Origin of the sequence: Serratia sp. CY43202, assembly GCF_052168755.1 — a bacterium.
Lineage (GTDB): Bacteria > Pseudomonadota > Gammaproteobacteria > Enterobacterales > Enterobacteriaceae > Serratia > Serratia bockelmannii.
Genome location: NZ_JBJNMB010000006.1, coordinates 55,588 through 69,952 on the forward strand (window position 1 = coordinate 55,588; position 14,365 = coordinate 69,952).

Sequence of the window (14,365 nt, forward strand, 5' to 3'; positions counted from 1 at the left end):
ACAAGCACGGTCAAACAGCGTTACAGCATGAAAGACTGATGGGTAGAGCGCACGGCGATATTGATGCCATCTATCCTGACGGGGCACTGCTGTCGATGTCCTGGACTGTAAGGTACAGTGCCCGGTTCCGCTCAGCCAGCATATCAGGATTTGAAACGGTTGTTAATTCGTTCACATAAAAGCAACATTAAATCTTTGCTGAATCGTTGAGCGCAGCGTAATCGGCTGCCGGACTAGCAGGGCATTATATCCATACAATTAAAATGGATATAAGCATGAGGATCGGAATTTGGCGCAGCGGCCACAAAAATACCGCTTGGTGCATCTGAGCAAAAAAAAACGGCCCCTTCTCAGGAGCCGCTTGTTAACCGGTCAAACCAGCAGAATTACTTCTTCTTGGCTTTCGGGTTAGGCAGGTCGGTGATGCTGCCTTCGTAGATTTCCGCCGCCAGGCCCACGGATTCGTGCAGGGTCGGGTGAGCGTGGATGGTCAGCGCGATGTCTTCCGCGTCGCAGCCCATCTCGATAGCCAGACCGATTTCACCCAGCAGTTCACCGCCGTTGGTGCCGACAATCGCGCCACCGATGATGCGGTGAGTTTCTTTGTCGAAGATCAGTTTGGTCATGCCGTCTGCACAGTCGGAAGCGATCGCACGGCCGGAAGCCGCCCACGGGAAGGTGGAGGTTTCGTAGCTGATGCCTTTCTCTTTCGCTTCTTTCTCGGTCAGACCCACCCATGCCACTTCCGGCTCGGTGTAAGCGATGGATGGGATCACTTTCGGATCGAAGTAGTGCTTCATGCCGGCGATAACTTCTGCGGCAACGTGGCCTTCGTGCACGCCTTTGTGCGCCAGCATCGGCTGACCGACGATGTCGCCGATAGCGAAGATGTGCGGCACGTTGGTACGCAGCTGTTTGTCGACGTTGATGAAGCCACGCTCGTCAACTTCAACACCGGCTTTGCCGGCATCCAGCAGTTTGCCGTTCGGCACGCGGCCGATCGCCACCAGCACCGCGTCGTAACGCTGTGGTTCTGCTGGCGCTTTTTTACCTTCCATCGTGACGTAGATGCCGTCTTCTTTGGCTTCTACCGCGGTCACTTTGGTTTCCAGCATCAGGTTGAACTGCTTGCTGATACGCTTGGTGAAGACTTTCACCACGTCTTTATCTGCCGCCGGAATAACCTGATCGAACATTTCAACGACGTCGATCTGTGAACCCAGTGCATGGTATACGGTGCCCATTTCCAGGCCGATGATGCCGCCGCCCATAACCAGCAGACGCTCTGGGACGGTTTTCAGCTCCAGCGCATCGGTGGAATCCCACACGCGTGGATCTTCATGAGGAATGAATGGCAGTTGGATCGGACGAGAACCTGCAGCGATGATGGCGTTGTCGAAGTTGATGGTGGTTGGGCCGTTTTCGCCTTCCACAACCAGGGTGTTAGCGCCGGTGAACTTGCCCAAGCCGTTGACCACTTTCACTTTACGGCCTTTCGCCATGCCAGCCAGACCGCCGGTCAGCTGAGTGATGACTTTTTCTTTCCAGACGCGCACTTTGTCGATGTCGGTTTTCGGCTCGCCGAAAACGATGCCGTGTTCGGCCAGCGCTTTGGCTTCTTCGATCACTTTGGCAACGTGCAGCAGTGCTTTGGAAGGGATACATCCCACGTTCAGGCAAACCCCGCCCAGAGTGGAATAACGTTCAACCAGAACGGTTTCAAGACCTAAGTCAGCGCAACGAAAGGCTGCAGAGTAACCTGCCGGGCCCGCCCCAAGTACCACGACCTGAGTTTTAATTTCAGTACTCATCATGACCTCTTAATTGATTGTCCGGCGGGTCAGACGTCATTTTTATTGCTAATCGATCTCATAACGCCCTTCATCCACCGGGACGCTTACACCGCGAGCAGTTTACAGAATTGTTAATAATCTGCAAAGCGTGTTCGAGTGACCCGTGTCTCAACAATTTTGTCGAGTTGTGCAAAATCCGACAAAACTGCTACAGAATCATCAGGGGCGCAGCATGCTGCGCCCCTTTTGCATTACATCACCAGACGGCGAATGTCGGACAACATGTTGTTGATGATGGTGATGAAGCGCGCACCATCGGCACCGTCGATAACGCGGTGGTCGAAGGACAGCGACATCGGCATCATCAGGCGCGGCATGAACTCTTTACCGTTCCAGACCGGCTCCATCGCAGACTTGGAGACGCCCAGGATAGCCACTTCCGGCGCGTTGACGATCGGCGCGAAGTGGGTCGTCCCGATGCCACCCAGGCTGGAGATGGTGAAGCAGCCGCCCTGCATCTCGCCCGCGGTCAGCTTGCCGTCGCGCGCTTTCTTGGAGATGGCCATCAGTTCGCGAGACAGCTCGGTGATGCTCTTCTTGTTCACGTCCTTGAACACCGGAACCACCAGGCCGTTCGGGGTATCTACCGCCACGCCGATGTTGATGTATTTCTTCAGCGTCAGCTTCTGGCCATCTTCGGACAGCGAGCTGTTGAAGCGCGGCATCTGCTCCAGAGCGGCAGCAACGGCTTTCATGATGAACACGACAGGCGTGAACTTCACGTCCAGCTTGCGCTTGGCCGCTTCTTCGTTCTGTTGCTTGCGGAACGCTTCCAGATCGGTGATGTCGGTTTTGTCGAAGTGAGTCACGTGCGGGATCATCACCCAGTTGCGGCTCAGGTTCGCGCCAGAGATCTTCTGGATGCGGCCCATTTCGACTTCTTCGATCTCGCCGAACTTGCTGAAGTCCACTTTCGGCCATGGCAACATGCCTGGCAGACCGCCGCCGGCAGCAGCCGGAGCTGCTTCAGCGCGTTTCACCGCGTCTTTCACGTAAGTCTGAACGTCTTCGCGCAGGATGCGGCCTTTACGACCGGTGCCTTTCACTTTCGCCAGGTTAACGCCGAATTCACGCGCCAGACGACGAATGACCGGGGTCGCGTGCACGTATGCCGCGTTCTCGGCGAACTCGCCTTTGTCGTCAGCTTTCGCAGCCGGAGCGGCGGCTTTAGCGGCGGCCGGCGCCGGCGCAGCGTCCGCTTTAGCGGCTGGAGCGGCGGCAGCGGCAGGCGCAGCGCCTTCCACTTCGAACACCATGATCAGGGAGCCGGTTTTCACTTTGTCGCCGGTCGCGATCTTGATCTCTTTCACGGTACCGGCGAACGGCGCAGGCACTTCCATGGAGGCCTTGTCGCCTTCCACGGTGATCAGAGACTGCTCGGCGGCAACCTTGTCGCCCACCTTAACCATCACTTCGGTCACTTCGACTTCGTCACCGCCGATATCCGGCACGGCGACGTCTTTGGCCGCAGAGGCCGCAGGCGCTGCAGCGGCGGCAGGAGCTTCAGCCGCAGCCGGGGCGGCAGCGGAAGCGGCGCCAGCCACTTCGAACACCATGATCAGGGAACCGGTTTTCACTTTGTCGCCGGTCGCGATCTTGATCTCTTTCACGGTGCCCGCGAACGGCGCAGGGACTTCCATGGAAGCCTTGTCGCCTTCCACAGTGATCAGGGACTGCTCGGCTTCCACCTTGTCGCCCACTTTCACCAGGATCTCGGTCACTTCGACTTCGTCGGCGCCGATGTCCGGCACGGCAACGTCTTTGGCCGCAGCGGCGGCCGGGGCAGCTGCTGCCGCCGGTTTTTCTTCCGCTTTCGCCGCCGGTGCAGCTTCCGCTGCGCCTGCCGCTTCGAAGATCATGATCAGTTTGCCGGTTTCGGTTTTATCGCCGACCGCCACTTTAATCTCTTTCACCACGCCCGCCTGAGGGGATGGCACTTCCATGGAAGCCTTGTCGCCTTCCACGGTGATCAGCGATTGTTCCGCTTCAACTTTATCGCCGACCTTCACCAGAATCTCGGTGATTTCGACTTCATCTGCACCGATGTCCGGTACGTTGATTTCGATAGACATTATTCAGTACCTCTTAGGCCAGACGCGGGTTAACTTTTTCCGGGTTGATGTCGAATTTCTTGATTGCATCAGCAACCACAGAAGCTTCGATCTCACCGCGTTTAGCCAGTTCACCCAGAGCAGCAACCACCACGTAAGATGCATCGACTTCGAAGTGGTGACGCAGGTTTTCGCGGCTGTCCGAACGACCGAAGCCGTCGGTGCCCAGTACGCGATAATCGCTGGCCGGCACATAAGTACGAACCTGTTCAGCGAACAGTTTCATGTAGTCGGTAGACGCTACCGCTGGCGCGTCGCTCATCACCTGAGCGATGTAAGGCACGCGTGGCGTTTCGGTTGGGTGCAGCATGTTCCAACGCTCGCAATCCTGGCCGTCGCGCGCCAGTTCGGTGAACGAGGTCACACTGTAGGTGTCGGAACCCACGCCGTAGTCCTTCGCCAGGATCTGCGCAGCTTCGCGCACGTGGCGCAGGATAGCGCCGGAGCCCAGCAGCTGTACCTTGCCTTTGCTGCCTTCCAGCGTTTCCAGCTTGTAGATACCCTTGCGGATACCTTCTTCCGCACCCTGCGGCATCGCAGGCATGTGGTAGTTTTCGTTCAGCGTGGTCAGGTAGTAGTACACGTTTTCTGGGTTGTCGCCATACATGCGCACCAGACCGTCGTGCATGATCACCGCCACTTCGTACGCGTAAGCCGGATCGTAAGAGATGCAGTTAGGGATGGTCAGAGACTGAATGTGGCTGTGGCCATCTTCGTGCTGCAGACCTTCGCCGTTCAGGGTAGTACGGCCCGAGGTCCCGCCGATCAGGAAGCCACGCGCCTGTTGGTCGCCCGCTGCCCAGCACAGGTCGCCGATACGTTGGAAACCGAACATCGAGTAGTAGATGTAGAACGGAATCATCGGCAGATCGTTGGTGCTGTAGGAAGTCGCTGCGGCCAGCCAGGAAGAGGCTGCACCCAGTTCGTTGATGCCTTCCTGCAGGATTTGACCTTTCTCGTCTTCTTTGTAGTAAGCAACCTGCTCACGGTCCTGCGGGGTGTACTGCTGGCCGTTCGGGCTGTAGATACCGATCTGACGGAACAGACCTTCCATACCGAAGGTACGCGCTTCGTCGGCGATGATTGGCACCAGGCGATCTTTGATCGACTTGTTCTTCAGCATCACGTTCAGGGCACGCACGAAGGCGATAGTGGTGGAGATCTCTTTGTTCTGCTCTTCCAGCAGCGAGCTGAAATCTTCCAGCGCCGGCATTTCCAGCTTCTGGGTGAACTCCGGCAGACGGGTTGGCACGTAGCCTTTCAGCGCCTGGCGACGTTCGTGCAGGTATTTGTACTCTTCGGATTCTTTCTCGAAGGTGATGTACGGCAGTTTTTCGATGTCAGCATCGGCAACCGGCACATTGAAACGATCGCGGAAGTGGTGAACCCCTTCCATGTTCATTTTCTTCACCTGGTGAGCGATGTTTTTACCTTCCGCGGTTTCACCCATGCCGTAACCTTTGATGGTGTGGGCCAGGATAACGGTCGGTTTGCCTTTGGTGTCCTGCGCTTTTTTCAGTGCAGCGAAGATTTTCTTCGGATCGTGACCACCACGGTTCAGCGCCCAGATTTCGTCGTCGGTCATGTCTTTGACCAGCGCCGCGGTTTCCGGGTAACGGCCGAAGAAGTGCTCGCGCACGTAAGCGCCGTCTTTGGATTTGAAGGTCTGGTAGTCGCCGTCCAGGGTCTCGTTCATCAGCTGAACCAGTTTACCGCTGGTGTCTTTGCGCAGCAGCTCATCCCAACGGCCGCCCCAGATCACTTTCAGCACCTGCCAGCCTGCGCCGGAGAAGATACCTTCCAGTTCGTTGATGATCTTGCCGTTACCAGTGACCGGGCCGTCCAGGCGCTGCAGGTTGCAGTTGATGACGAACACCAGGTTGTCCAGCTTCTCGCGAGTCGCGATGGTGATGGCGCCTTTGGATTCCGGCTCATCCATCTCACCGTCGCCCAGGAAGGCGTAAACGGTCTGCTCAGAGGTGTCTTTCAGGCCGCGGTGTTCCAGGTATTTCAGGAACTTCGCCTGATAGATGGCGCTGATTGGGCCCAGGCCCATGGATACGGTCGGGAACTGCCAGAATTCCGGCATCAGCTTAGGATGCGGGTAAGAGGACAGGCCGTTGCCGTGCACTTCCTGACGGAAGTTGTTCATCTGTTCTTCGGTCAGGCGGCCTTCAAGGAAGGCACGCGCGTAAACGCCCGGAGAGATGTGGCCCTGGAAGTACACCAGGTCGCCGCCGTCTTTCTCGTTGCGTGCGCGGAAGAAGTGGTTAAAGCAGACTTCATAGAAGGTCGCGGAAGACTGGAAGGAAGCCATGTGGCCGCCCAGCTCCAGGTCTTTTTTGGATGCGCGCAGAACGGTCATGATCGCGTTCCAACGGATCGCAGAGCGAATGCGGCGTTCCAGATCCAGGTTGCCTGGGTAGGCCGGTTCGTCTTCTACCGCGATGGTGTTGACGTAGTTGTGCGCTGCAGCACCGGCCGCAACGTTAACGCCGCCTTTGCGGGCTTCTCCCAATACCTGATCAATCAGAAACTGAGCTCGCTCAACACCCTCTTCACGGATGACCGATTCGATCGCCTGCAGCCAGTCGCGGGTTTCGATCGGATCCACGTCATTGTTTAAACGTTCTGACATGGTGGTATTCCTTATCTGTCTAATGGTTTGTTTGGAGCCTGTCTTCCTGTGCTCTGTGCAAAAACACACGAAGACAGGCCCATCAGTTTAGTTGCCGCTTAAGTACTTAACTAAGTACCTCGAACTTAACCCCCGCAGGCTGGTGTACCCTGAAGAGGACAGCTCTTAATCCTTGCGTTGCTGGAGACGCCGTAGCGATCTCTCGCGCCGAGTATGCTCCCGGCTGAGATCCAGCAAGATTTCCTCGATAAACGCCAAGTGGCGATGCGAGGCTTCACGGGCCTTTTCCGGCTCGCGTGCCACAATCGCCTCAAAAATTCCGGCGCGGTGGCTGCTCACTTTTGCCAACATCTCACGGCGCGAGTAGAGCAATTCAAAGTTCTGACGCACGTTCTGTTCCAGCATCGGCCCCATGCAGCGTAGCAGGTGAAGTAACACAACGTTGTGAGCGGCTTCAGTCACGGCGATTTGATACTGCATGACCGCATCGGCCTCGGCGTCGAGATCGCCGCTGTCTTGAGCCTGTTGAATCACGATGTGGCAATCGCGGATGCGCGCCAGATCTTCATCGGTGCCGCGCAGCGCCGCGTAATAGGCGGCAATGCCTTCCAGCGCGTGACGGGTTTCCAGCAGATCGAACTGTGATTCGGGATGGTCGGCCAGCAGCTCGGCCAGCGGATCGCTGAAGCTCTGCCACAGATTAGTTTGCACGAAGGTGCCGCCGCCCTGACGGCGCAGGAGCAGCCCTTTCGCTTCAAGGCGCTGAATGGCCTCTCTCAGAGAAGGACGGGAGACATCAAATTGTTTCGCCAGCTCGCGCTCCGGAGGCAGTTTTTCGCCTGGGCGCAGTGTCCCCTCGAGGATCAGGTATTCGAGCTGTTGCTCGATAACATCTGACAACTTGGGTTGGCGGATTTTGCTGTAGGCCATGAGTGAATTCTTCTCTGCGAATGGCGCGGAGTCAATTGGTAATACCAATTTCAAAAACGTGACGGTAAAGTAACAAAGTATTCACCTCCTGTCCATACGGGCCTTGATCGAAATCAGGTTACCCGCACATTTTAACACCCCGCTGAAAACCCCGCTGCAAACCGGTAACGCCGTGATGGTATTACCATTTACGCGATGGGTTTGGGATTTAACTTTTACCAAACCTTACGCAAGGCAGAGTGCAAACTTTTTGCCCGAGTTTCATTGCATGGTTATGACGCTTTAATGAATGACTATTTGGCGAGCAGCGCAACGGCGGTTCGTTCATTATTTGAACGCACCCCACCGTTCAGATCTACGTTATTTTTGCGCATTATGTGATTTGTTGCTTATTTCATGCACTGAATCCCCCCCGCCGTCACACAACCCGCATTTTGTTTCCTAAACTGCTGCAATCTTAATCACTCACACGACAAAGCAGGTGCAAACCGACGCGCATAACATTATTCTCTGCCAAACGGTAGCGGCGCCGTGGAATTAATAGCTATAACGCCGTAAATAAAACAAAACACACATCGTAACCACTGCTTTACAGGCAGGTGGGCATTCACAACGACAGAGGGTTAGATTGATGGATGGTCAACAGCAGGGTGACCAGCTGAAACGCGGCCTGAAAAACCGCCATATTCAGCTCATCGCCTTAGGTGGCGCAATCGGTACCGGGTTATTTCTCGGTATCGCTCAAACAATAAAAATGGCCGGCCCGTCAGTGCTTCTCGGCTACGCCATCGGCGGCTTCATCGCGTTTCTGATCATGCGCCAGCTGGGGGAAATGGTGGTGGAAGAGCCGGTCGCCGGTTCCTTCAGCCACTTCGCCTACAAATACTGGGGCAACTTCGCCGGCTTCGCCTCCGGCTGGAACTACTGGGTGCTGTATGTCCTGGTGGCGATGGCGGAGCTGACCGCGGTCGGCATCTACGTGCAGTACTGGTGGCCGGAGATCCCGACCTGGGTCTCCGCCGCGGTATTCTTCCTGGCGATCAACGCCATCAACCTCGCCAACGTTAAAGTTTACGGCGAGATGGAGTTCTGGTTCGCCATCATCAAGGTGGTGGCGATTATCGGCATGATCGTGTTCGGCGCCTACCTGCTGTTCAGCGGCATGGGCGGCCCGGAAGCCACCGTCACCAACCTGTGGGCGCAGGGCGGGTTCTTCCCGAACGGCGTCATGGGCCTGGTGATGGCGATGGCGGTGATCATGTTCTCCTTCGGCGGCCTCGAACTGGTTGGCATCACCGCCGCCGAAGCCGACAACCCGCAAAAGAGCATTCCGAAAGCCACCAATCAGGTGATCTACCGCATCCTGATCTTCTATATCGGTTCGCTGGCCATTCTGCTGTCGCTGTACCCGTGGGGCAAAGTGGTCGAAGGCGGCAGCCCGTTCGTGCTGATCTTCCACGCGCTGAACAGCAACCTGGTGGCGACCGTGCTGAACGTCGTGGTGCTCACCGCCGCGCTGTCGGTGTACAACAGCTGCGTCTACTGCAACAGCCGCATGCTGTACGGTCTGGCGCAGCAGGGCAACGGCCCGAAAAGCCTGCTGAAGGTCGACGGCCGCGGCGTGCCGGTGGTGGCCATCGGCATCTCCGCCCTCGCCACCGCGCTGTGCGTGCTGATTAACTACCTGATCCCGGGCCGTGCCTTCGAACTGCTGATGGCGTTGGTGGTGTCGGCGCTGGTGATCAACTGGGCGATGATCAGCCTGGCGCACCTGAAGTTCCGCGCCGCCAAAAACCGCGAAGGCGTGGTGCCGAAGTTCAAAGCGTTCTGGTACCCGTTCAGCAACTACCTGTGCCTGCTGTTCATGGCCGGCATCCTGGTGATCATGTACCTGACGCCGGGCATTCAAATCTCGGTGCTGCTGATCCCGGTATGGGTGGCGATCCTGGCCGTCGGTTACGCCATCAAACAGCGCAGCCAACGCGTCGACGGCGTCACCAGCCGTTGAATCCCGTGACCGCGCAATAAAATGGCCCGCAGATGCGGGCCATTTTTTTCGTCTGAACGCCGCTTACTTGCGCAGCGCTTTCACCTGCTCGGCGGTGACGTCCGCCGGCAAACCGCCCCAGGTCACCCGCAGGTAATTTACCAGTTCCGCCACGTCGGCATCGCTCAGACGCTCGCCGAAGCCCGGCATGCTCTGCATGCTTTCACCGTTCGGGAACTGCTGGGCCGGCAGGCCGTCCAGCACCGACACGATCAGGTTCTTGCCGTCCGCCTGGCGCAGCGTGGCGTTATCGCGCATCGCCGGTGCGACGTGCGGTTTGCCTTCGCCTTCGCGCGCATGACAGCCGGCGCACTGATCCAGATAGGTCATGCGCCCGGCATCGCTGCCCTGCCCCATTTTCACCGGCACCGCCGCTGGCGGCTGCTCGCCCATCAGATACAGCGCCAGCGCCTGATGGTCTTCTGGCGTCAAATGACGGGTGCTGAGATCCACCACCATATGCATCTCACTGAAGGCCGAACCCTGCGGCGCGAGGCCGGTGCCGAGGAAGCGGCTGACGTCCTGCGGCGTCCAGCCGCGCTGCGCCAGGCCGTGCGGCGTAATGTCCGGCGCCATGAAGCGGCCGAGATCGCCGCCCTGCATCGGCTTGCCGAGATCCATCTGCCCCAGCGCGCCGCGCGGCGTGTGGCATTCGCCACAGTGGCCCAGCACGTCGGCCAGATAGCGGCCGCGCTGCCATTGCGGCGAGTTGCCCTGCGAACTGGCCGGCAGCGGATCCTGGCTGCGGAACAGCAGGTTCCAGCCGATCAGCGCCATGCGCTGGTTGAACGGGAACGGCATCTCGTTGGCCGGAATGGTCACGTCCACCGCCGGGCGCGTCATCAGGTAAGCGTAGATGTCGTCGGCGTCCTGACGCGACATGCCCTTGTACGAGGTGTAAGGCATCGCCGGGTACAGGTGCCGCCCGCCCGGCGCCACGCCCTGCGTCAGCGCCAGGAAGAAGTCGTCCTTGCTCCAGCGCCCGATGCCGTGGTCGGCCGACGGCGTCAGGTTGCTGCCGTAAATCGTGCCGAACGGCGTGTCCAGCGGATAGCCGCCGGCCAACGGTGCCCCGCCGCTGGCGGTATGGCAGGCGGCGCAGTCGGCGGCCTGCGCCAGATAGCGGCCGCGCGCGATCTGTTCGGCGCTGGCGGTCACCTGCTGCACCGGGCCGTCGTAACGGCGGTTTTCCCGCCACCACAGCAGCGCAATCACCACGATCGCCACCAGCACAATCAACACTGCGAGACGTTTTTTCATTGCGCCGTCTCCTTCAGCAGGCCCGGCGTTTTCAGCACCACGTCGCGCACCGCTTCGTAGTAGCGCACGTAGCCGGTGCAGCGGCAGATGTGGCTGTCCAGCGCCTGCTCGATGGCGTTTTCCAGCTGTTCGCGGGCGATCGGCTCACGCTTGAGCTTTTCCACGAAAATGGTGGCGGCGTTGACGAAGCCCGGCGTGCAGTAGCCGCACTGGAAGCTGTAGTGCTCCAGAAACGCCTGCTGGATCGGCGACAGTTCAACCACCTCGCCCTGCTCGTCCACCTTGGCATGGCCTTCGACGGTACGCACTTTCTTGCCGTTGAAGAAATGCGCGCCGGTGATGCAGGTGCGCACCTCTTCGCTAGTGCCGCTCGGGTGATCGACGATCGCCACGCAGGCGTGGCAAATGCCCTGCCCGCAGCCGAGGCGCGAACCGGTCAGGTCAAGGTACTCGTGCAGGAAATCGATCATCATCAAGCCTTCCGGCACCTCGATCGGGCCGTACTGCTTTTCGTTGATGGTCAGGGAAATCGGCTGGGTTTTAATGCTCATTGTAATACCTCACGAATATTTTCTGCACGAACGGGCAAATCACGGAAACGGTGGCCGGTGGCGTCGGCGATGGCGTTGACCAGCGCGGCCACGATCGGGATCATCACCACCTCCGCCATGCCTTTCGGCGGATCGGTTTCCGACAGCGCCGGCAGGATGTCGCCGCTCTGCTTCCACACCGCCACGTCACTAGCGCGCGGCAGGTGGTAACGGTTGAAGTTCCAGGTGCCGTTGCCCGGGCCGTCTTCGTACAGTGGTAAATATTCGTGCAGCGCATGGCCGATCCCCATCGCCAGCCCGCCCTGCAGTTGGCCGGAAACCAGTTCCGGCACGATCAGGTTGCCACACTCCATGATCGAGTGGTGATTCAGCAATTCCACCTGGCCGGTGGCGATATCCACCGCCACTTCCGCCAGCGTGCCAACGGCGCTGTAGTAGGTCACCGCCGCATTGTTGCGCTGGGTCGGCGGATAATAGACCTGCCCGCGCGCCAGCGGTTTGAATTCGCCGCCGGCGTTGCGCAGCGCCATGCCGTCAACCGGCAGGCGCTCGCTTTTGCCGTTCAACGTGAAATCGGCCTCCGCCCACTGCCAGCGGTTGAACACGTGCACCGCCGCGCCGGTGACGCCGCCCATCTGATAAGCCGTCTTGGCCAGCAGCTCGAGGCTCAGCACCGACATGCCCGCCGCCGTCAGGCCGCCTTCGACCCAACGCGCATCTTCGCGCCGCACCACCAGCGGCGCCGCCTGGCCGCCGCCGATACCGGCCTGCCACAGCGCCATCGCCGCCGGCCACAGGCCGTGATCGAAGATCAGGCGCGCCGCTTCGCGGGTGCTGTGCGAGAAGTAATAGGCCGAATTGCTGGCGCTCGACGGCGAACAGTAGCTCGGCGTCCAGTTGGGGTTGGTTTGCAGCTTGTCCTGCTCTTCTTGCGACATCAGGTAAGGATCGCCGCTGGTGACCATCGGCAGTACCGACCAGTCGGTGACCGAGAAGTGCGCTTCGTCGGCCGGTTTGCCCAGCCACTGCGCGCACAGTACCGACTGCGAGGTCGACATGCCGGTGCCCATCTCCGCGCCGCTGTGATGCAGGGTGATGCGCCCGTCTTCGCTCAGCTCCACCCGGGCGAACGAGGTTTCCGCCCCGGTGCCGAAGTCTTTCTGCACGCAGCCGAAGCCAACGCCATAGCGCTTGCCGGGATAGTGGCTCTCAAACTCGGCCTTGCGTTCGGCGCGCTTGAGCCACATCTCATGCTTCGCCGCCTTCTCCAGCACTTCATCGGCGCGGATCGCACCGGCCGGGATCGCCCCTTGGGTATTTTTCATGCCGGATTTCAGCACGTTGCGCAGGCGGAACTCGATCGGGTCGATCTTCAGCTCGGCGGCCAGCTCATCCACCATCATCTCGGTGGCGGCCATGCTCTGCAGCGTGCCGTAACCGCGCGCCGAACCGGCGTCGATGGCGCGTGAGGCCAGCCCGACCGACGACAGATCGCTTTTTGGGAAGTAGTAAATCGACTGGGCGGCGGTCGCGCCGACCATCACCACCGAAGGGGTAAAGTTGCTGCGGCCGCCGCCGTCCGCCGTCATGTCACCGAGGAACGACTGCATAACGCCGGTCTGGCGATTCACCGCGATGCGATAGTTCATGTCGAACGCGTGGCGCTTCAGCGCCGTCTGGAACTGCTCGAAGCGGTCATTGGCCAGGCGCACCGGGTGGCCGTCGCCGTACATCGCCGCCACTGCGCCGTAATAGGGGAAGTTGTAGTGATCTTTCGAGCCGTAGCCCACGGTGTAGCACGGGTGCAGGATCAGCTGTTTCACCGGCGGGTTGCGCTTGGCCAGCATGCGCGGCATCTCGTCGGCCACTTCCTGCGGCGACTGGGTCGGCACCACCAGATGCAGGGTTTGCGTCTGCGCGTCGAACCAGCCGTTGGCGTTGTCCGGCTCCAGCGCCGAGGTATCGATCGACTGCGTGGTGTAGCGGCGTGACATCACCAGCCAGTCGGCCGGCGGGTTGGCCATCTCGTCGGCGATCTGGCCCGCATAGCGCATGCCTTCCTGATCCAGCTTGCCGCCCTCGCGCCCTTCCGGCCACACCGGCAGGTGCTTTTTCATCGATACCGGGAAGATTGGCGTGTCCTTCAGGCTGGAGAAGCGATCGTCGTCGAACGGTTGATCGCCCCCCACCCGCACATAGCGGAAGCTGCCCCAGGGATCGCGCTCCAGCGGGCCGGTGACCGCGCCGAATTTGATGGTCTCTTCACGGAATTTCAGCTTGTCCTTGGCAAAGCGGAATCGGGCGAAGTCGTGATAGATCAGGATCGCCACCGCCTGGCCGAGGTAGGCCGGGGTTTTGCCGCTCGGCAGCAGCATGTCGTCACCGTAGAAGGCCGGGAAGGCCAGGCCATCGCGCGCCAGATCTTCCGCCGTCACCAGGCGATCCGGCTGCAGGTCGTCCCCCAACAGCGACAGATCGACCCCTTCGAACAGCCGGTCGGCTTTGGTGACGCGCAGAATGAAGGCGTGCGCCTGTTTCTGCGGCCAGTGCGGCATGTCCACCGCGCGGATATCGCGCGCGAACACCTTCTGCCCCATGACCTTGGCGCGGCCATCGATGCGGAAACGGACGCGTTTGGTCTGCGGATCCCAGTTAGGCGACTGGAGGATTTTTTGCTCGAACAGCGCGGCGTAGGCGCGGCTGTACAGGGGGGCTAGGTACACGGAGACCCCCGCAATCACGGCGCTTTTGATAAAGCGGCGCCGCGACGGGTTGAAATTGCTCATAAATAAGTCCTTCACGTCTTTCTTGTAATTGGTTTTTGTTCGCGGTGTTGTTGCGCAAACGCTGACGACCTTGCCGTAGACGTCATAAGCATATGCTTATAACTAAAATTATGTGATGATTAACAGACTGTTTTCAACAAAAAAACATTTGCAAAACACAGGTAGTTTGTAGGCTAATAAATAATTTGC

The 14,365-nt window shown here is 59.2% G+C and carries 8 protein-coding genes; 1 reads left to right on the forward strand and 7 read right to left on the reverse strand.

The features are described 5' to 3' along the window. Nucleotides 1-386 precede the first annotated feature (386 nt). The 4 genes from lpdA to pdhR all read right to left on the reverse strand — a co-directional run bounded on the left by lpdA (nucleotide 387) and on the right by pdhR (nucleotide 7,532). The gene (lpdA, locus tag ACJ8J5_RS13685; protein WP_004937500.1) at nucleotides 387-1,811 is read right to left on the reverse strand and encodes a dihydrolipoyl dehydrogenase; all 1,425 of its coding nucleotides are present in this window, start codon (nucleotides 1,809-1,811) and stop codon (nucleotides 387-389) included. A 233-nt stretch (nucleotides 1,812-2,044) separates the two neighbouring features. Further along, nucleotides 2,045-3,925 (reverse strand): pyruvate dehydrogenase complex dihydrolipoyllysine-residue acetyltransferase, encoded by a 1,881-nt coding sequence (gene aceF / locus ACJ8J5_RS13690; RefSeq protein WP_089196261.1) that lies wholly within the window; start codon nucleotides 3,923-3,925, stop codon nucleotides 2,045-2,047. Between the two features lie 13 nt (nucleotides 3,926-3,938). Then, nucleotides 3,939-6,602, reverse strand: a complete 2,664-nt coding sequence (gene aceE / locus ACJ8J5_RS13695; protein ID WP_025304233.1) for a pyruvate dehydrogenase (acetyl-transferring), homodimeric type — start codon at nucleotides 6,600-6,602, stop codon at nucleotides 3,939-3,941. A 165-nt stretch (nucleotides 6,603-6,767) separates the two neighbouring features. Further along, nucleotides 6,768-7,532: a pyruvate dehydrogenase complex transcriptional repressor PdhR gene (gene pdhR, locus ACJ8J5_RS13700; protein WP_004937490.1), complete on the reverse strand. Its 765-nt coding sequence runs from the start codon at nucleotides 7,530-7,532 to the stop codon at nucleotides 6,768-6,770. Nucleotides 7,533-8,163: 631 nt separating this feature from the next. On the opposite strand from pdhR, the gene ACJ8J5_RS13705 reads away from it, so the two are divergent. Next, nucleotides 8,164-9,540, forward strand: coding sequence for an amino acid permease (locus tag ACJ8J5_RS13705; RefSeq protein ID WP_025304234.1), 1,377 nt, complete (start codon nucleotides 8,164-8,166; stop codon nucleotides 9,538-9,540). Between the two features lie 63 nt (nucleotides 9,541-9,603). Here the strand turns inward: ACJ8J5_RS13705 and ACJ8J5_RS13710 are convergent, their stop codons facing one another. Genes ACJ8J5_RS13710 through ACJ8J5_RS13720 form a run of 3 tightly spaced genes read right to left on the reverse strand, consistent with a single transcriptional unit; the run spans nucleotide 9,604 to nucleotide 14,176 of the window. After that, nucleotides 9,604-10,839: a cytochrome c gene (locus tag ACJ8J5_RS13710; RefSeq protein WP_261127559.1), complete on the reverse strand. Its 1,236-nt coding sequence runs from the start codon at nucleotides 10,837-10,839 to the stop codon at nucleotides 9,604-9,606. Continuing rightward, nucleotides 10,836-11,390, reverse strand: a complete 555-nt coding sequence (locus ACJ8J5_RS13715) for a (2Fe-2S)-binding protein (RefSeq protein WP_025304236.1) — start codon at nucleotides 11,388-11,390, stop codon at nucleotides 10,836-10,838. The genes ACJ8J5_RS13710 and ACJ8J5_RS13715 overlap by 4 nt, the downstream gene beginning before the upstream one ends. Continuing rightward, complete coding sequence (locus ACJ8J5_RS13720; protein ID WP_414104529.1) at nucleotides 11,387-14,176, reverse strand: xanthine dehydrogenase family protein molybdopterin-binding subunit; 2,790 nt, start codon at nucleotides 14,174-14,176, stop codon at nucleotides 11,387-11,389. The genes ACJ8J5_RS13715 and ACJ8J5_RS13720 overlap by 4 nt, the downstream gene beginning before the upstream one ends. Between the last annotated feature and the right edge of the window lie 189 nt (nucleotides 14,177-14,365).